18 protein-coding genes and 1 pseudogene are annotated in these 19,897 nt (G+C 73.3%); 7 read left to right on the plus strand and 12 right to left on the minus strand.

Annotation, left to right across the window (positions count from 1 at the left end; translation table 11 throughout):
- Window positions 1–214 precede the first annotated feature (214 nt).
- Window positions 215–1,489, minus strand: a complete 1,275-nt coding sequence (gene tyrS, locus RVR_RS06585) for a tyrosine--tRNA ligase (RefSeq protein WP_202232942.1) — start codon at window positions 1,487–1,489, stop codon at window positions 215–217.
- A gap of 141 nt (window positions 1,490–1,630) precedes the next feature.
- Window positions 1,631–2,269, minus strand: coding sequence for a DNA-3-methyladenine glycosylase (locus RVR_RS06590; protein ID WP_202232943.1), 639 nt, complete (start codon window positions 2,267–2,269; stop codon window positions 1,631–1,633).
- A 174-nt stretch (window positions 2,270–2,443) separates the two neighbouring features.
- Between RVR_RS06590 and RVR_RS06595 the strand changes: the two genes are divergently transcribed.
- Window positions 2,444–2,986, plus strand: coding sequence for a YbhB/YbcL family Raf kinase inhibitor-like protein (locus tag RVR_RS06595; RefSeq protein ID WP_202232944.1), 543 nt, complete (start codon window positions 2,444–2,446; stop codon window positions 2,984–2,986).
- 151 nt (window positions 2,987–3,137) lie between these two features.
- Complete coding sequence (locus RVR_RS06600) at window positions 3,138–3,641, plus strand: HNH endonuclease (protein WP_202232945.1); 504 nt, start codon at window positions 3,138–3,140, stop codon at window positions 3,639–3,641.
- Window positions 3,642–3,656: 15 nt separating this feature from the next.
- Here RVR_RS06600 and RVR_RS06605 read toward each other — a convergent pair whose 3' ends face one another.
- The 4 genes from RVR_RS06605 to RVR_RS06620 form a co-directional block, all read right to left on the minus strand.
- Complete coding sequence (locus tag RVR_RS06605; RefSeq protein WP_202232946.1) at window positions 3,657–4,424, minus strand: sulfite exporter TauE/SafE family protein; 768 nt, start codon at window positions 4,422–4,424, stop codon at window positions 3,657–3,659.
- A gap of 149 nt (window positions 4,425–4,573) precedes the next feature.
- On the minus strand, window positions 4,574–5,578 hold the full coding sequence (locus RVR_RS06610; RefSeq protein WP_202232947.1) for an SPFH domain-containing protein: 1,005 nt from the start codon (window positions 5,576–5,578) through the stop codon (window positions 4,574–4,576).
- A 224-nt stretch (window positions 5,579–5,802) separates the two neighbouring features.
- Window positions 5,803–6,225, minus strand: coding sequence for an NfeD family protein (locus RVR_RS06615; RefSeq protein ID WP_237404604.1), 423 nt, complete (start codon window positions 6,223–6,225; stop codon window positions 5,803–5,805).
- 66 nt (window positions 6,226–6,291) lie between these two features.
- Window positions 6,292–7,083, minus strand: a complete 792-nt coding sequence (locus RVR_RS06620) for an ABC transporter ATP-binding protein (protein ID WP_202232948.1) — start codon at window positions 7,081–7,083, stop codon at window positions 6,292–6,294.
- Between the two features lie 133 nt (window positions 7,084–7,216).
- Here RVR_RS06620 and RVR_RS06625 point away from each other — a divergent pair, with 133 nt between their 5' ends.
- A complete protein-coding gene (locus RVR_RS06625) occupies window positions 7,217–8,005 on the plus strand; it encodes a hypothetical protein (protein WP_202232949.1) in 789 nt (262 codons plus the stop codon).
- A 299-nt stretch (window positions 8,006–8,304) separates the two neighbouring features.
- Here RVR_RS06625 and RVR_RS06630 read toward each other — a convergent pair whose 3' ends face one another.
- The 3 genes from RVR_RS06630 to RVR_RS06640 all read right to left on the minus strand — a co-directional run bounded on the left by RVR_RS06630 (window position 8,305) and on the right by RVR_RS06640 (window position 10,672).
- Window positions 8,305–8,544: a chaplin family protein gene (locus tag RVR_RS06630; RefSeq protein ID WP_202232950.1), complete on the minus strand. Its 240-nt coding sequence runs from the start codon at window positions 8,542–8,544 to the stop codon at window positions 8,305–8,307.
- Between the two features lie 276 nt (window positions 8,545–8,820).
- Window positions 8,821–9,465: a response regulator gene (locus RVR_RS06635; RefSeq protein ID WP_202232951.1), complete on the minus strand. Its 645-nt coding sequence runs from the start codon at window positions 9,463–9,465 to the stop codon at window positions 8,821–8,823.
- On the minus strand, window positions 9,458–10,672 hold the full coding sequence (locus RVR_RS06640; protein WP_202232952.1) for a GAF domain-containing sensor histidine kinase: 1,215 nt from the start codon (window positions 10,670–10,672) through the stop codon (window positions 9,458–9,460). The genes RVR_RS06635 and RVR_RS06640 overlap by 8 nt, the downstream gene beginning before the upstream one ends.
- A 214-nt stretch (window positions 10,673–10,886) precedes the next feature.
- Here RVR_RS06640 and RVR_RS06645 point away from each other — a divergent pair.
- The 3 genes and pseudogenes from RVR_RS06645 to RVR_RS06655 form a co-directional block, all read left to right on the plus strand.
- A pseudogene (locus tag RVR_RS06645) lies at window positions 10,887–11,672 on the plus strand (SDR family NAD(P)-dependent oxidoreductase); the annotation flags it as partial.
- Between the two features lie 80 nt (window positions 11,673–11,752).
- Entirely contained in the window at window positions 11,753–13,012 is a 1,260-nt protein-coding gene (locus RVR_RS06650) for an S-adenosylmethionine:tRNA ribosyltransferase-isomerase (protein ID WP_202232954.1), read from the plus strand.
- A 274-nt stretch (window positions 13,013–13,286) separates the two neighbouring features.
- On the plus strand, window positions 13,287–14,117 hold the full coding sequence (locus RVR_RS06655) for a transglycosylase SLT domain-containing protein (protein ID WP_202232955.1): 831 nt from the start codon (window positions 13,287–13,289) through the stop codon (window positions 14,115–14,117).
- 104 nt (window positions 14,118–14,221) lie between these two features.
- Here RVR_RS06655 and RVR_RS06660 read toward each other — a convergent pair whose 3' ends face one another.
- Window positions 14,222–16,924 (minus strand): FHA domain-containing protein, encoded by a 2,703-nt coding sequence (locus RVR_RS06660; protein ID WP_202232956.1) that lies wholly within the window; start codon window positions 16,922–16,924, stop codon window positions 14,222–14,224.
- A gap of 398 nt (window positions 16,925–17,322) precedes the next feature.
- Here RVR_RS06660 and serB point away from each other — a divergent pair, with 398 nt between their 5' ends.
- Window positions 17,323–18,591 (plus strand): phosphoserine phosphatase SerB, encoded by a 1,269-nt coding sequence (serB, locus tag RVR_RS06665; protein WP_202232957.1) that lies wholly within the window; start codon window positions 17,323–17,325, stop codon window positions 18,589–18,591.
- A gap of 157 nt (window positions 18,592–18,748) precedes the next feature.
- On the opposite strand, the gene RVR_RS06670 is transcribed toward serB, so the two are convergent.
- The gene (locus RVR_RS06670; RefSeq protein ID WP_202232958.1) at window positions 18,749–19,270 is read right to left on the minus strand and encodes a SixA phosphatase family protein; all 522 of its coding nucleotides are present in this window, start codon (window positions 19,268–19,270) and stop codon (window positions 18,749–18,751) included.
- A 195-nt stretch (window positions 19,271–19,465) separates the two neighbouring features.
- Window positions 19,466–19,726 (minus strand): hypothetical protein, encoded by a 261-nt coding sequence (locus RVR_RS06675; RefSeq protein ID WP_430393108.1) that lies wholly within the window; start codon window positions 19,724–19,726, stop codon window positions 19,466–19,468.
- Window positions 19,727–19,897: the final 171 nt, after the last annotated feature.

The raw sequence follows: 19,897 nt of genomic DNA on the forward strand, positions 1-19,897 counted from the left end.
TTCCCGGACCGATTCATAATCGGCTTCCCCGAATTGGATTTTGGCGCACCAAAAACCGACCCGATGATCGGGAGGACGTAGGCAGTGGGTGGCCGCTCGGCCGGCGGGGCCTCGTGTGAACCAGGCCCGCGGTTTCAGCGACTCGGACTACGTTACGCAGGCGCGGCGGCCGAGTCAAGCTCGGCCGCCGCCCAAACGTGGATTTCCGGCCGTCTCAGGCCAGTTCGACCGCTCCGAGGTTGCGCTTGCCCCGGCGCAGGACGAGCCAACGGCCGTGGATCAGGTCGCTTTGGGCGGGTACGGCGTCCTCGCCGACGACCTTCGCGTTGTTGAGGTAGGCGCCGCCCTCCTTGATGGTGCGGCGGGCGGCGGACTTGCTCGGTGCCAGCTCGACCAGGGCCAACAGGTCCGCCACCGGGGCGAGTTCGCCGACCTTCGCGTGCGGCAGCTCACCGAGCGCGGCCGCGAGGGTCCGCTCGTCGAGGTCCGCGAGCTCACCCTGGCCGAAAAGAGCCCTGGACGCGGCGATCACGGCGGCGCACTGGTCGGCGCCGTGCACCAGCTCGGTCAACTCCTCGGCGAGGGCCCGCTGCGCGGCCCTGGCCTGCGGCCGCTCGGCGCTCGCCCGCTCCAGCTCCTCGATCTCCTCGCGGGACTTGAAGCTGAAGGTGCGCAGGTAGCGGGAGACGTCGCGGTCGTCCGCGTTCAGCCAGAACTGGTAGAAGGCGTAGGGCGTGGTCAGTTCGGGGTCGAGCCAGACCGCCCCACCCTCGGTCTTGCCGAACTTGGTGCCGTCGGCCTTGGTGAGCAGGACCTGGGTGAGCGCGTGGGCCGGGCCGTGCGGCTGGTTGCCCTCCACCCGCCGGATCAGGTCGAGCCCGGCGGTGATGTTGCCCCACTGGTCGCTGCCGCCGATCTGAAGGGTGCAGCCGTACGTCCGGTAAAGCTGCACGTAGTCCAGCGACTGGAGGATGACGTAGCTGAACTCGGTGTAGCTCATGCCCTCCCCGTCGAGGCGGGTCCTGACCGTCTCGCGGGCGAGCATCTGGTTGACGCTGAAGTGCTTGCCGTAGTCGCGCAGCAGCGCCAGGGCGGAGACGCCCTCGGTCCACTCGTAGTTGTTGGCCATCACGGCCTGGGTGGGGCCGGCGGTGTCGAAGTCGAGGAACGCGGAGAGCTGGCCGCGCAGCGCGGCGACCCACTGCTGGACCGTCTCGACGTCGTTGAGCACCCGCTCGGCACTGGGCTTCGGGTCGCCGATCAGTCCGGTGGCCCCGCCGACCAGGGCGATCGGCCGGTGGCCGGCGAGCTGGAACCGGCGCAGGGTGAGGATCTGGGTGAGGTGGCCGACGTGGAGGCTCCGCGCGGTCGGGTCGAATCCGCAATACAGGGTGAGGGGACCGTCCGCGAGCGCCTTGCGCAGGGCTTCCTCGTCGGTGGTCTGGGCGAGGACGCCCCGCCACCGCAGCTCGTCGACGATGTCCGTCACGGTGTCCGTGTCTCCTTGGTTCTGCGGCTGCTGGTCGGGCACCTGCCCGTCCGGGCGCCGGAGCGCCGGGCGGGTCTGCCGCCGGGGTGCCTGGGGTGCTGGTACCAGCGTGCCTGAGGTTTCGTGGTGGCGGCGAGTCGATTATCCGCGCTTGCGCGGGGTGTGCGGGCGGTAGGGGCTGACGGTGGGGTCGCCGTCGATCCAGTAGCGCCAGGGGTGGGCCGCGCCGTCGCCGCCGACACCGGTGCGGGGGCCGCTGCGGACGGTGCCGGGGTCGGGCGGGGCGCCGGTGAGGACGCGGAACGGGCCGCCGTCCTCGGCGCAGGCGTCGGCGCCGTTCAGGGCGCGGTCCACGCCGAGCGCGGTGGCGAGCCGGGCCGGCCCCTGGGCGAGGTCGGCGTCCTTGCGGGAGGTGGGCCGGCGGGGCCGGGCGAGGTCGGCGCCCGTGGTGATGCGGCCGGCCCGCAGCAGGACCCCGCTGGCGGTGCCGACCGGGCCGCACACGAGGTTCAGGCAGTGCCACATGCCGTAGGTGAAGTACACGTAGGTGTGGCCGGGTGGGCCGAACATCACGGCGTTGCGCTCGGTGCGGCCGCGGTAGGCGTGCGAGCCGGGGTCGTTCGGGCCGTCGTACGCCTCGACCTCGGTGAGCCTCAGCTCGACGGGGCCGTCGTCGGTGGCGCGGACCAGGGTGCGGCCGAGCAGGTCGGGGGCGATCTCCAGCACGGGCCGGTCGAAGAAGGAGCGCTTCAGGGGGGTCCGGTCGGATGGCGTGATCACGAGGAAGGAGCGTAATGGACACCCGGTCGGCGCGGGCGGGCGGCGCGGACGCCGTGAAGATCGGCCCGTAGGCTCGGACGGTGCGTTCCGTTCGCGCGCGGCGTCCGGGTGCTGCCCGGGGCGCCGGGGCGGGCGGGACCTTTTTCCCACAGGATCCCAACAGGAGGTGTCGAGGTGACCGAGCAAGCGCGACGGCCGCTCCCCCATGACTTCCACCCGCCGGTGCCGGCGTTCACGGTGGTCAGCGACGACGTGGCGCCGGGGGCGCCGCTCAAGGACGCCCAGGTGTTCGCGGCCGGGAACACCTCCCCGCACCTGCGGTGGGAGGGCTTCCCGGAGGGGACCGGGAGCTTCGCGGTCTCCTGCTACGACCCGGACGCGCCGACCGGCAGCGGCTTCTGGCACTGGTCGGTCTTCGACATCCCGGCGTCCGTGACGGAGCTGCCGGCGGGCGCGGGGTCGGGGGACTTCGCCGGTCTGCCCGCCGGCGCGGTGCAGGTGCGCAACGACTACGGCACCCGTGACTTCGGCGGTGCCGCGCCGCCGCCCGGGGACGGCCCGCACCGCTACGTCTTCACGGTGTACGCGGTGGACACGGAGAAGCTGGGCCCCGACGCGGACGCCACCCCGGCCGTGGTGGGCTTCAACCTCCGCTTCCACACGCTGGCGCGGGCGCAGCTCATCGGCGTTTACGAGGTGCCGGCGGACGCCGGCTGAGCCGGCTCCCCTCCGGTGCCGGACACCCCGCGCGGGCCCCGCGGTCGGGACCGCGGCGGCCGCGCGGGGCCCGGCCGGAAACTCCGTTGTCCGGCACGGGCGCCCAGGGTCACAGTGGTTCCACCTGAAGGACCCCGGGAGGTGGGCGGACATGCGCGAGACGCTGGTGCTGAATGCGAGTTTCGAGCCGCTGTCGACGGTGTCGCTGCGGCGTGCGATCGTGCTGGTGATGCAGGACAAGGCGGTCGTCGAGCAGGCCCACCCCGGTCTCCGGGTCCGCGCGGCGCGGGTGGACGTGCCGGTGCCGCAGGTGATCAGGCTGTGCCGCTACGTCCGGGTGCCGTTCCGACAACAGGCGCCGTGGTCGCGCCGCGGGGTGCTGGTACGGGACCGGCACCGCTGCGCGTACTGCGGGCGCCGGGCCACGACCGTGGACCACGTGCAGCCGCGCTCGCGGGGCGGCGGCGACACCTGGCTGAACACGGTGGCCTCGTGCAGCGAGGACAACCAGCGCAAGGCGGACCGTACTCCTGAGCAGGCCGGGATGCGGCTGCTGGTGCGGCCGTTCGAGCCCACGCCGGCCGACGCGCTGCTGCTCGCGCTGGGTGTCCGGGACCGTGGCGACCTGCCGGAGTGGCTGGCGCTGCCGGCCTGAGCGGACCGGCACCGCTCACTTCAGCAGCAGTTGGACGATCGCCGCGACGCCGACGGCGACGATGAGGCCGCGCAGTGCCGTCGGCGGGAGGCGGCGCCCGACCCGGGCGCCGATCAGCCCGCCGATGGTGGCGCCGGCCGCGATGAGCCCGACCGCGGCCCAGTCCATGTGGGCGATGACGATGAAGAACAGCGCGGCGACGCCGTTGACCATCGCGGCGAGCACGTTCTTCAGGCCGTTGATCCTCTGGAGCGTCTCGTCGAGGAGCACGCCCATCAGGGACATGTAGAGGACTCCCTGCGCGGCCCCGAAGTACCCGCCGTAGACGCTGGCGAGGAGGATGCCGAGCAGGAGGAAGGGTCCGCCGTGCACGGGGGCGGCGGACCCGCTGCGTTCCCGGCGGGCCTGGATGGCGCGGGTCAGGCGCGGTTGCAGCACCACCATCGCCAGGGCGAGCGCGATGAGCACCGGCACGATCGCGTGGAACGCCTTGGACGGCAGGTTCACCAGCAGGATGGCCCCGGCCGAGCCGCCGATCAGGCAGGCGGCACCCAGGCGCAGCAACCGGTCGCGCTGGCCGGCCAGTTCGCGGCGGTAGCCGATGGCGCCGGTGATCGAGCCGGGCACGAGGCCGAGGGTGTTGGAGACGTTCGCGGTGACGGGCGGCAGCCCGACGGCCAGCAGGACCGGGAAGGTGATCAGCGTGCCCGAGCCGACGATGGTGTTGATGGTGCCCGCGCCGATCCCGGCGGCGAGCACGGCGACGGCTTCCGCCGGTGACATGGGTCCTCCGTGATCGGTGCGCGCCTCTCCCGCCGCCCGCGGTCGAGGGGCGCGGTGATCATGTCACACCGGGTCCGCGCGGGCCGGGGCGGCCCTGGCGGGGCCGGTCCTCGTCGAGGGGCGGGGTCGCTCCTGATCGGACGGCGGGGTCAGTCCTTGTCGAAGGGCGGGGCCTCGCGGCGCGGCGCGGGGGCGGCGGCGGGCCGGGTGGCGGGCGGTGCGCCGGCGGCGCTGCCCGGGGCGGCGGCGGGGGCTCCGCCGTTGCCGCCGCCGTTGCCGGGCATGCCGGGGATGTTGACGATGCCGCCCAGGCCCTTGAGCGCGTCGTTGAGTTCGCTGGGGATGATCCAGAGCTTGTTGGCGTCGCCCTCGGCGATCTTCGGGAGCATCTGGAGGTACTGGTAGGCGAGAAGCTTCTGGTCCGGGTCGCCGGCGTGGATGGACTCGAAGACGGTGCGGATCGCCTGCGCCTCACCCTCGGCGCGCAGCGCGGCGGACCGCGCGTCACCCTCGGCACGCAGGATCGAGGACTGCTTCTCGCCCTCCGCGGTGAGGATCTGGGACTGCCGGATGCCCTCGGCGGTGAGGATCGCGGCGCGCTTGTCACGGTCCGCGCGCATCTGCTTCTCCATCGAGTCCTGGATGGAGGTCGGCGGTTCGATCGCCTTCAGCTCGACGCGGTTGACGCGGATGCCCCACTTGCCGGTGGCCTCGTCGAGGACGCCGCGCAGAGCCGCGTTGATCTCCTCGCGCGAGGTGAGGGTCCGCTCCAGGTCCATGCCGCCGATGATGTTGCGCAGCGTGGTGACGGTGAGCTGCTCGATCGCCTGGATGTAGCTGGCGACCTCGTAGGTGGCGGCCCGGGCGTCGGTGACCTGGTAGTAGATGACCGTGTCGATGTTCACCACCAGGTTGTCCTGGGTGATCACCGGTTGCGGGGGGAACGGCACGACCTGCTCGCGCAGGTCGATGCGGTTGCGGATGGTGTCGATGAACGGGACGACGATGTTCAGCCCGGCGCTCAGCGTGCGTGTGTAGCGGCCGAAGCGCTCGACGATGGCGGCGCTGGCCTGCGGGATGACCTGGACCGTCCTGATCAGGGCGATGAAGACGAGCACCACCAGGATGATGAGGACGATGATGATGGGCTGCATGGTCACTCCGGCGCCGGTTGAGTGCGGATGGAGCATGTACTACGACATGATCAATTGTCGCAGACAGTAGGCGTGCCATGTGCCGGGTTCGACGAATTCCCGGCGTCCGGCGGCCCGTTGACTGCGGTGGTGCTGCGGTGGTGCTGCGGTGTGCTGAGCGGGGAGCTGCTGGTGCGGTGCCACTGCCTTGGCGCTGCGGTGCGCGGGTGCCGCAGGTCGTGGGCCTACATCACGACCGCGGTCGCGCCGTCGATCTCCACGACGTCCACGTGCTGGCCGGGGTCGAAGACGCGGTCGTGCTCCAGGGAACGGGCCGACCAGACCTCGCCGCCGAGCTTGATCCTGCCGCCAGCGCCGTCGTCGACCCGTTCGAGCACGAGCGCGCGCTTGCCCTTGAGGGCGTCGACGCCGCTGCGCTGCCCGGCGTTCTGCCGGTTCCGGTAGGCGATCGGCCGGACGAAGACGAGCAGCGCCACCGAGACCACGACGAAGACGACGACCTGGGCGACGATGCCGCCGCCGGCGCCCGCCGTGGCGGCTCCGCCGACCGCGCCGACCGCGAACATGCCGAATTCGGGCATTGCCGTGATCACCAGCGGGATGCCCAGCCCCACTGCGGCCACCAACCACCACACCCATGCGTCCACGGGGTCAATCGTAGGCGTACACGGGCCGGTTGCGGCAGTGCGCGAGCGGGACGACCGCGTCGCGGGCTACTTCAGGGGGAGCCCGGCGGCGGTCCAGCGGTCTCCCCGGCGCTCGACCACGAGCGGGAGCCCGAAGCAGTGCGACAGGTTGCGCGAGCTGAGTTCGGTCTCCAGCGGGCCGGCGGCGACCACCCTGCCCTGACGGATCATCAGCACGTGGGTGAAGCCCGGGGCGATCTCCTCGACGTGGTGCGTCACCATGATCATGGAGGGGGCGATCGGGTCGCGGGCGAGCCGGCCGAGGCGGCGGACCAGGTCCTCGCGGCCGCCGAGGTCGAGGCCGGCCGCGGGCTCGTCGAGCAGCAGCAGTTCGGGGTCGGTCATCATCGCGCGGGCGATGAGGGTGCGCTTGCGCTCGCCTTCGGAGAGGGTGCCGAACTTCCGGTCCAGGAACTCGGTCATGCCGAGCCGGTCCAGGAACGCGCGGGCCCGGTCCTCGTCGACCTGCTCGTACCCCTCGTTCCAGGTGGCGGTCATGCCGTAGGCGGCGGTGAGCACGGTCTCCAGGACGGTCTGCCGGCGGGGCATCTTCTCCGCCATGGCGGCGCCGGCCATCCCGATGCGCGGCCGCAGGTCGAAGACGTCGACGTTGCCGAGCTTCTCGCCGAGGATCTGCACGGTGCCCGTGCTCGGGAAGAGGTAGCTGGACGCGACGTTCAGCAGGGTGGTCTTGCCGGCGCCGTTGGGGCCGAGGATAACCCAGCGCTCCCCCTCCGCCACCGACCAGGAGACTCCTTCGACCAGAGCCCGTCCGTCGCGGACCACGGATACGTCCACCAGCTCCAGCACATCGCTCATGAGCGCGTTGTCTCCCATTGCATCTCGGCAGTCTCGGCATGTCGGTGTGCCGGGATCGGCACGGGCCGGAAGGAACAACCCCCGGGGAAAACTTACGCCACCACGCGACCGGTCCAGTCCATAGGCTTGGGGCATGCTTGATGAACCTCGTTCAGGACGGCTGGCGGCGTGGGGAAATGCCCTGCTTGCCGGACTTGCCGCGCCTGATGACGTCGCCCAGCGGATCTCGGCCGAGGACGCGGTGCACCGCGTCGTCGGCCTGCCGGGCGAAGCCGCCCCGGTCGGTCTCACCCTCGCGCTCGGCCGGCTCCGCGCCCTGGGTGTCACCGGGTTGCGGCTCGCCCTCCCGGTGGCCGGGCACCCGCTGGGGCTGACCGGCCCGCCGGAGTTCAACGCCCGCGCGATGGCCGCCGGCGAGGCGGTGCTGACGGTGGGCGCGGCCGGGCTCGGCCTCGTGCCGGAGGTCCACGAAGCCGGCCCCGCCGGCGACCTGCACGTGGACGTGGAGTGGCAGTGCCTGCCGGTACGGGACGCCCCGCCCGCGGACGTGCCCTCGCTCGGCGAGGCGGAGCGGGAGCTCGCCGAGGCGCTGCGCGACGCCACCGACGCGCTGGCGCAGCTCGACGTGGCCGGCGCGGGGCCCGCAGCCCAAGCGGCGCTGGAGGCGTACCGGGCGCGGGCCGAGCGCGGCCGGGAGGTACTCGCGCCGGGCTACCCGCCCCGGGCGGTACGGGTGCTGGAGCTGGCCCAGCGGGTGGCGGCGCTGGTGTCGATAGCGTCCGACGGGCACGGCGGCGCGGTGAGCGCGTCGCAGATCGCGGCCCGGGCCGAGTTGCTGCGGCCGGTGGAGCGGACCGCAAGGCGCGCGCAGGTCGCGGCCTACAACGCGTACGTGGAGGAGGCGGAGCGGCGCAGGCCGTAGCCGTAGCCGTCGGCGGAGCCGGAGCCGGAGCCGGAGCCGGAGCCGGAGCCGGAGCCGCGGGGAGCGTACGCGGTGCGCCGCGTCGTGGGGCAGCGCGGTCCGGCGCCGTGGAGGCGCGCGTGGTGGGGGGCGGACGCGCAATGCGGGGATGCGGGGATACGCGGCCCGGCAGCGCCGGGCCCGCGGCCGGACTCGGACGCGCGGGCCCCGCGGCGACGTACGGCGACGTCGGCCGCGGGGCCCGCGCGGGTGACCGCCGCCCCGGGTTCAGGGAGCGGCCGGCGTCACGGGTGCCGGTGTCAGAGGTTGGCGCCGGTGTTGCCGAAGGCCGGGTTGAGCAGGCCGATCACGTTGACCGTGTTGCCGACCACGTTGACCGGGACGTGCACCGGGACCTGCACGAGGTTGCCGGAGATGACGCCCGGCGACTTCACGGCGGCACCGTGGGCGCCCGAGTCGGCCGAGGCCGCACCGGCGCCGGCGGCGACGAGGCCGCCCGCCACGAGGGTGATGGTCGCGGCCTTCTTCAGGTTCTTCACTTCGAACTTCCTCCTTGCGGGACGCGCCGCAGCAATCCGCCGCGACACGCCATGGAGAACGCATCCCCGCAGCAGGGGATGCGCGCCTCGGAGGACATACACCCGACAGTATGAATCTCACTCCGCCAAGCGCGGGTGCGCGGGCGCGGCGCGCGGCACCCGAGGGGGCGCACCGGCCGGCGGCGCGCGCGGCGGTCAGCGGCGGGCGGACGCGCTCAGCGGCGGACCGAGGCGGTCAGCAGCGGACGGAGGCGGACCGAGGCGGTCAGCGCCGGCTCAGTCGCCCACGCCGTTGCGGACCGCCCACAGCGCGGCCTGGGTGCGGTCGGCGAGGTCGAGCTTCATCAGGATGTTCGACACGTGGGTCTTCACGGTCTTCTCCGAGAGCACCAGCGCGCGGGCGATCTCGCGGTTGGAACGGCCGCCGGCGATCAGGCCGAGCACCTCGCGCTCGCGCTCGGTCAGCGTGCCGCCGCGGCCGGTGCCCCCGGCGGGCTGGTCCGGCGCGAGCAGCGCCCCGGCCACCTCGGGCTGGAGCAGGACGTGCCCGGCGTGCACCGAGCGGATCGCGTCGGCGAGCGCGACCGGGTCGACGTCCTTGTACACGTATCCCGCGGCGCCGGCCCGCAGTGCGGGGACCACGGTGCGCTTCTCGGTGAAGCTGGTCACGATGAGGACCCTCGCGGGGCTGTCCGCCTCGCGCAGCAGCCGCAGCGCCTCGATGCCGTCGGTGCCGGGCATCTTGACGTCCATCAGGATCACGTCCGGCCGCAGCTCCAGCGCGCGGGCCACGCCCTCGTCGCCGTCGCCGGCCTCGCCGACCACCTCGATGTCGCCCTGAACCTCCAGGAACGTCCGCAGGCCGCGGCGCACCACCTGGTGGTCGTCCACGAGCAGCACCCGGATCACCTTGTCAGCCACCTGGCACCTCCATCTCGATGACGGTGCCCCGGCCGGGCTCCGATCGCACGCTGAGCGCACCGCCGACGCCGTCGGCGCGGTCCCGCATGGAGACCAGGCCGAGGTGCCGGCCGGCCCGGCGGACCGCGGTGGGGTCGAAGCCGCGGCCGTCGTCGCGGACGCGCAGGGTGGCGCCTCCACCGCCGTGCCCTTCGAGGCTGACGGCGACGGTCCGCGGGTGGGCGTGGCGCAGCGCGTTGTGGGTGGCCTCCTGGGCGACGCGCAGCAGGGCCTCCTCCTGGGGCGCGGGCAGGGCGCGCATCCGGACGGCGCGGAAGGTCACGTTCGCGGAGTGCACCCGGTCCAGCACGTCGGTCTGCGTGCGCAGGGTGGCCACGAGCCCGTCCTCGTCGAGGGCGGCCGGGCGCAGCTCGACCACGACCGCCCGCAGTTCGTCGGCGGCCTCGGCGGCGAGCGCGGCGACCTGCCGGAGCTCCTCCTTGGCGCGGCCGGGGTCGGTGTCGACCAGGGCGGCGGACGCCTGGGCGGTCAGGCGCAGCGAGAACAGCTTCTGGGAGACCGCGTCGTGCAGTTCGTGGGCGATACGGGCCCGCTCACCGGCGAGCGTCAGCTCCCGGCTGCGTTCGTGCAGGCGGGCGTTGGTGAGGGCGATCGCGGCGTGGTCGGCGAGGATGCGCAGCAGGTCCTCGTCGTCCTGGGTGAAGCCCGCCGGGCAGGTCGCCCCGGTGCCGGCGCGGGCGGGGTCGGTGCCGACGGGGTCGGTGCCGGCGCGGCGCCCGGCGGGGGCCGCCGTGTTCTTGTTCGCGAGGAAGATCGCCCCGAGGATGTCGTCGCCGTCGGCCACCGGCATGCCGATGAAGTCCTTCATCACCGGGTGGGCGCGCGGCCAGCCGGCGAAGCTCTCGAAGTCGCGCACGTCGGCGAGCCGCTGCGGGGTCGCCTCGCGGAGCATCGCGGCGAGCACGCCGTGCTGGCGGGGCAGCGGTCCGATCGCCTTCCACTGCTCGTCGCCGACGCCGTCCACGACGAACTGGGCGAAGCCGCCGTGGTCGTCGGGTACGCCGAGCGCGGCGTACTGCGCGTCCAGCAGCTCCCGGGCGGAGGCCACGATGGTCTGCAGGACCTCGCGCACCTCCAGCCGGCGGTTCATCGCCACGATCGCGGCGCTGACCGCTTCGATACCGCCTCGCGGCGTCCGTTCGGACATGCCTCCACGGTACCGGCCGCAGGTGACACGCCGTATGCGCCGCAGGACGTAACGTCCTGGTCCGCCCGGCCTAGGACGTGTCCGGCGGCCGGTGTAGGGCCAAGGGCCCCCGGGGGTTGCTGCGGGCGGCCGAGGCCGGGGGCGGGGCGGCGTTCCTACGGTGTGGGCATCGGGTCCGGCGACCGCGCCGGACCGTGGCGGAGGGGCGGGAACCATGCCGGTGGCGATCATCACGGGCGCGTCGCGGGGGCTGGGCCGCGCGCTGGCCGAGGAGCTGGCCGGCCGCGGCTGGGACCTGGTGCTGGACGGCCGGGACGCAGAGGCGTTGCGCAGGGCGGCCAACGTCCTTATATCGGACCAATCTCCCCATCGCTCCTATATAGGGGACAAAGGTGCGTCTCACGCGGGCGCCGGAGGCGAGGGGCCGAAGCAGCCTGCGGGCGGCCGGGTGCGCGCCGTCCCCGGTGACGTGACCCACCCCGGGCACCGGGCCGAGCTGCTCGCGGCGGCCCGGGAGCTGGGCGGTGGCCGGGGCCCGGACCTGCTGGTCAACAACGCCAGCGCGCTGGGCGCCGAGCCCCTCGTACCGCTCGCCGACCTGTCCGAGGACGGGCTGCGGCAGGCCCTGGAGACGAACGTGCTCGCGCCCTTCGCGCTGATCAGGGCCGCCCTGCCGGGGCTGCGCGCGGCCGGGGGCGCGGTGCTGAACGTCAGCTCGGACGCGGCGGTGGCGGCGTATCCCACCTGGGGCGGGTACGGGGCGGGCAAGGCCGCGCTCGACCACCTGTCGGCGGTGCTGGCCGAGGAGGAGCCGGGCGTCCGGGTGTGGTGGGTGGACCCGGGCGACCTGCGCACCGGCCTGTACGCGGCCGCGGTGCCGGACGACCCCGACTTCGGGCAGCGCCCGCTGCCGGAACAGGTCGCGCCCGCGGTGCTGCGGCTGCTCGACGGTCCGGCGGGCAGCGGCCGCTACGTCGCTGCGGAGCTGGCCGAAGCGGCGGAAGCGGCCGACGCGGCGGAGCCCGCGGGATCGGTGCGATCGGCCGAGCCGCCCGCGGTGTCCGATCCGGAGCCGGTGCGATGAGCGCGGCGGCACCCGCGGCCCCGGTCACCTGCGAGACCTGTGACGCCGAGGCCGACCGGGTGGACGCGGGCGGCCTCGCCGGCCTCCGCCTGCCGCCGGAGCTGTCGGCCGCGGAGCCCGCGCCCCGCCGGGACGCGGTGCGGCTGCTGGTCGGACGCCGGTCCGGCGGGGAGGTCACCCACCACGGGTTCCGCGAGCTGCCCGGCCTGCTGCGGGCCGGGGACGTCCTGGTCGTCAACACCTCGCGGACACTGCCCGCCGCCCTGGACGGCCGGCTGGCGGACGGGGACGAGGACGGGGACCCGGAGGGGACCGGAGGGGTGGACAGGACCGGCGGAAGAACGGGCAGGACCGGAAGGACGGGCAGGACCGGACGCACCGGCCGGAACGGGCGCGCCCGCGGGACGGACGCCCCGAGGACGGCGCCGGACGGCGGCCCGCCCGTGGTGGTGCACTTCTCCACCCGGCGTGACGACGGCCGCTGGGTGGTCGAGGTGCGCTCCCCCGACGGCCGGGGCTCGACCGTGCGCGGGCCGGACGGACGGTCCGGCGCCGAGGTGCGGCTGGCCGGCGGCGGCCGGCTCGTCCTGGAACACCCCCTGGTCCCCGGCGCCGACCGGCTGTGGGTGGCGTCGGTCCGGGTGCCGGACGTGGTGCGGCACCTGCGCCGCCACGGACGGCCGATCCGCTACGCGTACACCACCCGCGACCAGCCGCTGTCGGCGTACCAGACGGTGTTCGGCACGCCGTCCGCCGACGGGCGGGGCTCGGCGGAGATGCCGAGCGCGGGCCGGCCGTTCACCGCTCCCCTGGTCACCGAGCTGGTCAGCCGGGGCGTGCAGATCGCGCCGATCGAGCTGCACACGGGGGTGGCGTCCGCCGAGGCGCACGAGCCGCCGTACGCCGAGCCGTACACCGTGCCGGCGAGCACCGCGTGGCAGGTGAACGCGGCGCGGGCGGCCGGCGGGCGGGTGGTCGCGGTCGGCACCACCGCCGTGCGCGCCCTGGAGTCGGCGGCCGACCGGCGCGGCCGGGTACGGGCGGCGCACGGCTGGACGGAGCTGGTGATCACCCCGGAACGCGGGGTCCGCGCGGTGGACGGCCTGCTGACCGGACTGCACGAGCCGGAGGCGTCGCACCTGCTGATGCTGAGGGCCCTGTCGGGCGACGGCCTGCTCTCCCGCGTCTACGCCGAGGCGCTGCGCGGCCGTTATCTCTGGCACGAGTTCGGAGACGTCAACCTGCTCCTGCCATAAGGGGTTTCGGACCACGCATAAACGTCACATAAAGCACCCCCTCCGTCACCTTCCGCGACGCAGGGGGTGTTCCCCTGTGACCTCACCTACAGGACCTGCGTCACATACTAGGCCGCTTAGTGGAATTCGGAGCGGGAAACCCCTGGGGGAATCCCGGGAAGTCCGCACCGAACACCGGCCGCGTCTACGAGTCCGACTCGTAGCGGAGCTCATTGACCCCCGATTTCCGACCCTCTAACAATTCTCGGGTCCCAATCGGAAGAGGTAATCCCGCATGCAGCTCCCCACGATCCCGAAGATCGGCCGACTGTCCAGGAAGCACAAGATCACGGCGGCCGGTGTCGCCGCCGCCGCGGCCGTTGCGCTGACAGTCACCGGTCTCGAGGCGACCGCTGGTGGATCGGCGGTCGCCGACGGCGACCCGACTGGGTTCTCCGTCTCCACCGGCGACCAGGTCAAGAGCATCAGCCCCGAGTCCGGCATGGCCTCCCAGCAGGCCATCAAGGACAAGGCCGCCGCTCAGAAGAAGGCCGCCGCGGACGCGGCGAGGAAGAAGGCGGCCGCCGCGGCCGCCGCGAAGCAGAAGGTCGCCGACGCGGCGGCCGCGAAGAAGAAGGCCGCGGCCGAGGCCGCCGAGCGCGCCAAGGAAGCGGCCAACCGCTCCACCAAGCGCATCGCCGTCAAGAAGACCGCGCCGGTGGTCAAGAAGTCGGCCCCGGTGGTCCGGTCCGCCCCGGTCGCGAAGGCCACCACCGTCGCGAAGCCGGCCGCGGTGACGTACCCGGACAACCTGGACGGCTGGATCCGGCAGGCCCGGGCCATCCTGGCCGCGCACGACATTCCGGTGCCGACCTACAACGGCATTTACCGCAACATCATCCGCGAGTCGTCCGGAAACCCGAACGCGATCAACCTGTGGGACTCGAACGCCGCCAAGGGCATTCCCTCCAAGGGCCTGCTCCAGACGATCGATCCGACGTTCAACGCGTACCACGTCTCCGGTACCTCGTGGAACGTCTACAACCCGGTCGCGAACATCGCCGCCGCGTGCAACTACGCGTACCACGTGTACGGCGGCATGGACAACGTGAACTCGGCGTACTGATCGACGGGTCCGCGGAATGCGGGAAACCGGAAGGGCGGTGGGACGAAAGCGTCCCACCGCCCTTTCCGCCGATCCGAACCGCCGAGACCGGGACTCGGCGACCGCTACTTGCGCATGACCTCGGGTTCGTGCCGGCGCAGCAGCCGGGCGACGACGAAGCCGCACAGCACGGCCATCACCAGCAGCACCAGGACGTCCAGCGTCCAGGCGCCGGCGGTGTGCTGCCACAGCGCGTCATGCGTCTTGCGGGTCGGGTCCCACGGCAGCAGGGTGTTGAGGCTCGCCGTGGCGCCGGCGCCGGCCACCGCCCACCGGGCGGGCATCAGCCACGACAGCTCCTCCACACCGGGCTTGCCGTAGAGCTGGAAGAGCACGCCGGTGAAGACGATCTGCACGATCGCGAACATGACCAGCAGCGGCATCGTCTTCTCCGCCGTCTTCACCAGGGCCGAGATGATCAGGCCGACCATCATCGAGGTGAAGCCGAAGACGATGATGACGAGCGTCATCTCCACGCCGGGGTGGCTGTGCAGGACGACGCCGTTGGTGGGCATCTTCCGCGGCGCGAAGCCGATGCCGCAGATGATCGCGCCCTGGAGCGCCGTGATCAGGCCGAGCACGATGACCTTCGACATCAGGTACGCCGACCGGGACAGCCCGACAGCCCGTTCCCGCTCGTAGATCACCCGTTCCTTGATCAGCTCGCGGACCGAGTTGGCCGAGCCGGCGAAGCAGGCGCCGACCGCGAGGATCATCAGGATGGTGCCCGCGTCCTTGTTCTGGAAGTAGGGCGGCTTGCCGAAGCCGAGGCCGTTGTCGGCGGGGATCAGGATGCTGACCACGCCGAGCACCGCGGGCAGGATCACCATCAGCCCGATGAAGCCCCGGTCGGACAGGATCACCGACAGGTAGCGCCGGATCAGGGTGACCAGCTGCGAGCCCCAGCCCTGCGGCTTGGGCGGCCGCGCCGCCTGGTACGGGATGTAGTGCGCGGCCTGCGGTGCGGCCTGGTCGAGCTCGGCGGCGTACGTCTGGTAGTGCTGCGAGCCGCGCCAGCGGCCCGACCAGTCGTAGTCGCGGTAGTTCTCGAACGCGGAGAAGACGTCGGCCCAGTTGTCGTAGCCGAAGAAGGTCAGCGCCTCGTCCGGCGGGCCGAAGTACGCCACCGAACCGCCCGGCGCCATGACCAGCAGCTTGTCGCACAGCGCCAGTTCGGCCACCGAGTGGGTGACGACCAGGACGGTGCGGCCGTCGTCGGCCAGGCCCCGCAGCAGCTTCATCACGTCGCGGTCCATGCCCGGGTCGAGGCCGGAGGTCGGCTCGTCCAGGAAGATCAGCGACGGCTTGGTCAGCAGTTCCAGGGCGACCGACACGCGCTTGCGCTGGCCGCCGGAGAGCGAGGTGACCTTCTTGTCCGCGTGGATGTCGAGCTTCAGCTCGCGCAGCACCTCGTCTATCCGCGCCTCGCGCTCCGCGGTCGCGGTGTCGCCGGGGAAGCGGAGCTTGGCGGCGTACCGCAGCGCGGTCCTGACCTGGAGTTCCTTGTGCAGGATGTCGTCCTGCGGGACAAGGCCGATGCGCTGGCGCAGCTCGGCGAACTGCTTGTACAGGTTGCGGTTGTCGTAGAGCACCTCGCCCTGGTCGGCGGGGCGGTAGCCGGTCAGCGCGCGCAGCAGGGTCGACTTGCCGGAGCCGGACGGGCCGATGACGCCGATCAGCGACTTCTCCGGCACCCCGAAGGAGACGTCCCGCAGGATCGTCTTGGTGGTCTTGCCGTGCGGCACCGTGACCGACAGCCGGCGGGCGGAGAACGACACGTCGCCGGTGTCGACGAACTCCTCCAGCCGGTCGCCGACCAGCCGGAAGGTCGAGTGGCCGACACCCACGATGTCGTTGGGCCCGAGCAGGTGGCGCTGGACCGGCTGGCCGTTGACGTAGGTGCCGTTGTGGCTGCCGAGGTCGACGATCTCGTAGCGGCCGTCCGGGTGGGCGCGGAACTCCGCGTGGTAGCGGGAGACCTGGAGGTCGGAGACGACCAGCTCGTTCTCCAGCGCGCGGCCGATCTTCATCACCCGGCCCAGCGCGAGCTGGTGGAAGGTGGTGGGGCTGCGGACGCCGCCGACCGGAGCCGCGCCCTGCGGCTGCTGCGGGGGTTGCGCCTGGTGCTGCGGCGGCTGGGGCTGGTGCTGCGGCGGCTGCTGGGGAGGGCCGCCCCAACCCTGTGGCTGCGGCGGGGCCTGCGCGGGCGGCGCCCCCCATCCCCCGGCGCCCTGCCGGCCCTGCTGCGGGACGGCCTGCGGCTGCCCCGCGTACATCTGCGGCTGCTGCTGGGGGGGTTGGTACTGCGGCGGGTACTGCGGGTGCGCCTGCGGCGGCGCCTGCTGGTAGGCGGCGGCCTGCTGGGGCGCCTGCCGCGGCGCCGCCGGGGCGGCGGCCTGGGCCGCGGCGGCCCCCGCGGCCGCCACGCCGGCTCCCGCGCCCGGGGTACCCGCACCCGCGCCGGCCGGCGCGGTGAAGTCCAGCCGGGGCCCGTCGGTCGCGTTGCCCAGATGGACCGCGGCGCCGGGGCCGACGTCGGCGTGCTGGACCCGCCGACCCTGCACGAAGGTGCCGTTGGTGCTGCCCAAGTCCTCCAACTGCCAGCCGTGTTCGCCGCGGCGGATCGTGGCGTGCCGCCACGACACCCGTGCGTCGTCGAGCACGAGGTCGCCCTGCGGGTCCCGGCCGAGGCTGTAGGACCGGGATGGGTCCAACGGCCAGGTCTGTCCATTGATGTCAAGTACGAGTTCAGGCACCCCATGCCCCATTTGTCGTCCCCCGAAGTCCCCCATGGAGGGGCAGTCTAGGGATTGCGAACATCGGGAGGAAATGATTCAGGCTCGGTCCGGTCACCGACAGCCACCCTCCACGCCCCACGACGCGCTCCGCGCACCCCCGGTTCCGTGCCACGGCACGTCCGGTCCGGCGCGGGTTGGCCGATGGGGCATAAGTAGTACCACTTCGACGCACCCGGCCGTGCCGTCCGCGCTCTCCCGGCCGTGCCGTCTGCGCCATCCGCGCTCCCCGGTCCTCGCCGTCCGCGCTCCCCCGGCCGCGTCATCCGTGCTCCCCGGCCGCGTCCCGGCCGCGTCCGGGCTCCAGCGGGTGTCCGCCAACCGGGACAGCCCGTGCCCGGCAGGCGGACGGCCGATACGGTGGGAGCACCATGAACGACGCCCAGCAGACCCCATCGGCTGCCGCCGCGGACGAGACCGTCCCCATGATTCCCGCGTCCGACGCGCCGACCCTCCTGGTCAAGATCTTCGGCAAGGACCGGCCCGGGCTCACCGCCGGGCTCTTCGAGACGCTGGCCGGCTACGACGTGGCCGTGGTGGACATCGAGCAGGTGGTGACCCGCGGCCGGATCGTACTGTGCGCGCTGGTCACCGCCCCCACCGCCCGGGGCGCGGAGAGCGACCTGCGGGTCACCGTGCACGGCTGGGCCGAGTCGATGAAGATGCAGGCCGAGATCATCTCCGGGATCGGCGACAACAGCCCGCGCGGCGCCGGCCGCTCCCACGTGACCGTCCTCGGCCGGCCTCTCGCGCCGGAGTCCATCGCGGCCATAGCGGCTCAGATCACCGGTGCCGGCGGCAACATCGACCGGATCTTCCGGCTGGCGAAGTATCCGGTGACCGCGGTGGAGTTCGCGGTGTCCGGCGCCGAGCACACCGCGTTGCGCTCCGCCCTGGCGCTGGAGTCGGCCGCGCGCGGGGTGGACGTGGCGGTGGTGCCGTCCGGGCTCCAGCGCCGCGCCCAGCGGCTGGTGGTGATGGACGTGGACTCCACCGTGATCCAGGACGAGGTGATCGAGCTGTTCGCGGCGCACGCCGGGTGCGAGGAGCAGGTCGCCGAGGTGACGGCGGCGGCGATGCGCGGCGAGCTGGACTTCGAGCAGTCGCTGCACGCGCGGGTGGAGCTGCTGGCGGGTCTGGACGTGTCGGTGGTGGACAAGGTGCGCGCCGAGGTGCGGCTGACCCCGGGCGCCCGCACCCTGGTGCGCACGCTCAAGCGGCTCGGCTACCAGGTCGGCGTGGTCTCGGGCGGTTTCACCCAGGTGACCGACGACCTCAAGGAGCGCCTCGGCCTGGACTTCGCGGCCGCCAACACCCTGGAGATCGTGGACGGCCGGCTGACCGGCAGGGTGACCGGGCCGATAGTGGACCGGGCCGGCAAGGCACGGCTGCTGCGGTCCTTCGCCGAGCAGGCCGGGGTGCCGCTGAGCCAGACGGTGGCGATCGGCGACGGCGCCAACGACCTGGACATGCTCAACACGGCGGGCCTGGGCGTGGCGTTCAACGCGAAGCCGCTGGTCCGTGAGGCCGCCGACACGGCGGTGACGGTTCCCTTCCTCGACGCGGTGCTGTACCTGCTGGGGATCACCCGGGAGGAGGTCGAGGCGGCCGACGCGCTGGACGGCACGGTCGCCGGCTGACGGCCTTGCCCTCCATACGGCTCACCGTCCGTACGGCCGACCGCCGGTCCGGCCCACCGTCCGTCCGTCCGACCGCCGGTCCGGGCCGCCGTCCCTCCGGCGGCCGGGCGCACGGCTCCCAGCTCCCGAGGCGCCCACTGCGAGGCGCCTCCCCCTCTCACCCCTCGTGCGGCGCCCAGAAGGCGGTGAGCCGCGCCACGCCGTGCTCGGCGGACTTCCACGGCCCGGTGAAGGTGAGGACGGCGAAGGCCGCGGTGGGGAAGCCGGCGCGGTGCATCCGGGAGCGCGTGTCGCCGTCCGACGTGCCGGCCAGCGCCTCCGCGAGGGCGTGCATGCCCGGGTTGTGGCCGACCAGCAGGAGCGAGCCAACACTGTCGGGGGTCTCGCCGACCAGGGCCAGCAGGTCGCCGAGGGACGCCTCGTAGAGCCGCTCCTCGTAGACGGTCCTGGGCCGGTGCGTCATCTCGTGCGCGACGAGCTTCCAGGTCTCGCGGGTGCGGGTGGCGGTGGAGCACAGGGCGAGGTCGGGGGTGATGCCGTCGTCGGTGAAGCGGCGTCCGGCCGCGGGCGCGTCCAGCCGGCCGCGGTCGGCCAGCGGGCGCTCGTGGTCGGGCACGGACGGCCAGTCGGCCTTGGCATGCCTGAGCAGGACGATGGTGCGGGTCGAATCGGCGGTCATACCCCTCAGCTTTCCAGAAGTCCGGCCGCCGGGCGCGGGCTGGTCCGCCTTGCCGGGGCCGGCCGGGCGCCCGGACGGGGTGGACGTCCACCCGCTCGGACGGCGTAGACGTCCGCCCGCTCGGACGGCGTAGACGTCCGCCCGCTCGGACGGCGTAGACGTCCACCCGCTCGGACGGCGTAGACGTCCACCCGCTCAGACGAGGTGGCGCAGCAGCGCGCCGAGCACCGTCGCGAGCCTGCCGAACAGGTCGCCGCCGGTCGCGGCCGTCGAGGCGTGCGCGGTCCCGCCGCTGAGCAGCGCCAGCAGGACGGCGAACGCCGCCACGGGCAGGGCCACCGCCCACCAGGGCACCCTGGTCTGCGCGGCGGGCCCCCGGCCCGTACCGCGGTCGGCACGGGACACGGCAGCGGACCGGGGCTGCCGCTCGTACAGGTGCGGGGACTGCGTGGTCACGGTGACCGCCTCCGTGCTGGAACCGTCGAACTGCCGTCTTCTTCCGGGTGCGGTTCGACGCTACGGCGGCGGAGCGGGGCGGCCCATCCGGCCGTCCACCCACTTGACCCTGACCCTGGCCCCCTAGGGGAGGTGGGGTTGTCCCCACCCCCTTCTCAGGGTCGCGGCCGG

Source organism: Streptomyces sp. SN-593, from assembly GCF_016756395.1.
GTDB classification, from domain to species: domain Bacteria; phylum Actinomycetota; class Actinomycetes; order Streptomycetales; family Streptomycetaceae; genus Actinacidiphila; species Actinacidiphila reveromycinica.

What these genes read in the sequence shown, in the direction of transcription:
- RVR_RS06655 (WP_202232955.1), top strand. Translation starts at nt 13,287, where the DNA reads ATGCAGCTCCCCACGATCCCGAAGATCGGCCGACTGTCCAGGAAGCAC.
- RVR_RS06660 (WP_202232956.1), bottom strand. Translation starts at nt 16,924, where the DNA reads ATGGGGCATGGGGTGCCTGAACTCGTACTTGACATCAATGGACAGACC.
- RVR_RS06670 (WP_202232958.1), bottom strand. Translation starts at nt 19,270, where the DNA reads ATGACCGCCGATTCGACCCGCACCATCGTCCTGCTCAGGCATGCCAAG.
- RVR_RS06600 (WP_202232945.1), top strand. Translation starts at nt 3,138, where the DNA reads ATGCGCGAGACGCTGGTGCTGAATGCGAGTTTCGAGCCGCTGTCGACG.
- RVR_RS06620 (WP_202232948.1), bottom strand. Translation starts at nt 7,083, where the DNA reads ATGAGCGATGTGCTGGAGCTGGTGGACGTATCCGTGGTCCGCGACGGA.
- RVR_RS06610 (WP_202232947.1), bottom strand. Translation starts at nt 5,578, where the DNA reads ATGCAGCCCATCATCATCGTCCTCATCATCCTGGTGGTGCTCGTCTTC.
- RVR_RS06640 (WP_202232952.1), bottom strand. Translation starts at nt 10,672, where the DNA reads ATGTCCGAACGGACGCCGCGAGGCGGTATCGAAGCGGTCAGCGCCGCG.
- serB (WP_202232957.1), top strand. Translation starts at nt 17,323, where the DNA reads ATGAACGACGCCCAGCAGACCCCATCGGCTGCCGCCGCGGACGAGACC.
- RVR_RS06605 (WP_202232946.1), bottom strand. Translation starts at nt 4,424, where the DNA reads ATGTCACCGGCGGAAGCCGTCGCCGTGCTCGCCGCCGGGATCGGCGCG.
- RVR_RS06650 (WP_202232954.1), top strand. Translation starts at nt 11,753, where the DNA reads ATGAGCGCGGCGGCACCCGCGGCCCCGGTCACCTGCGAGACCTGTGAC.
- RVR_RS06625 (WP_202232949.1), top strand. Translation starts at nt 7,217, where the DNA reads ATGCTTGATGAACCTCGTTCAGGACGGCTGGCGGCGTGGGGAAATGCC.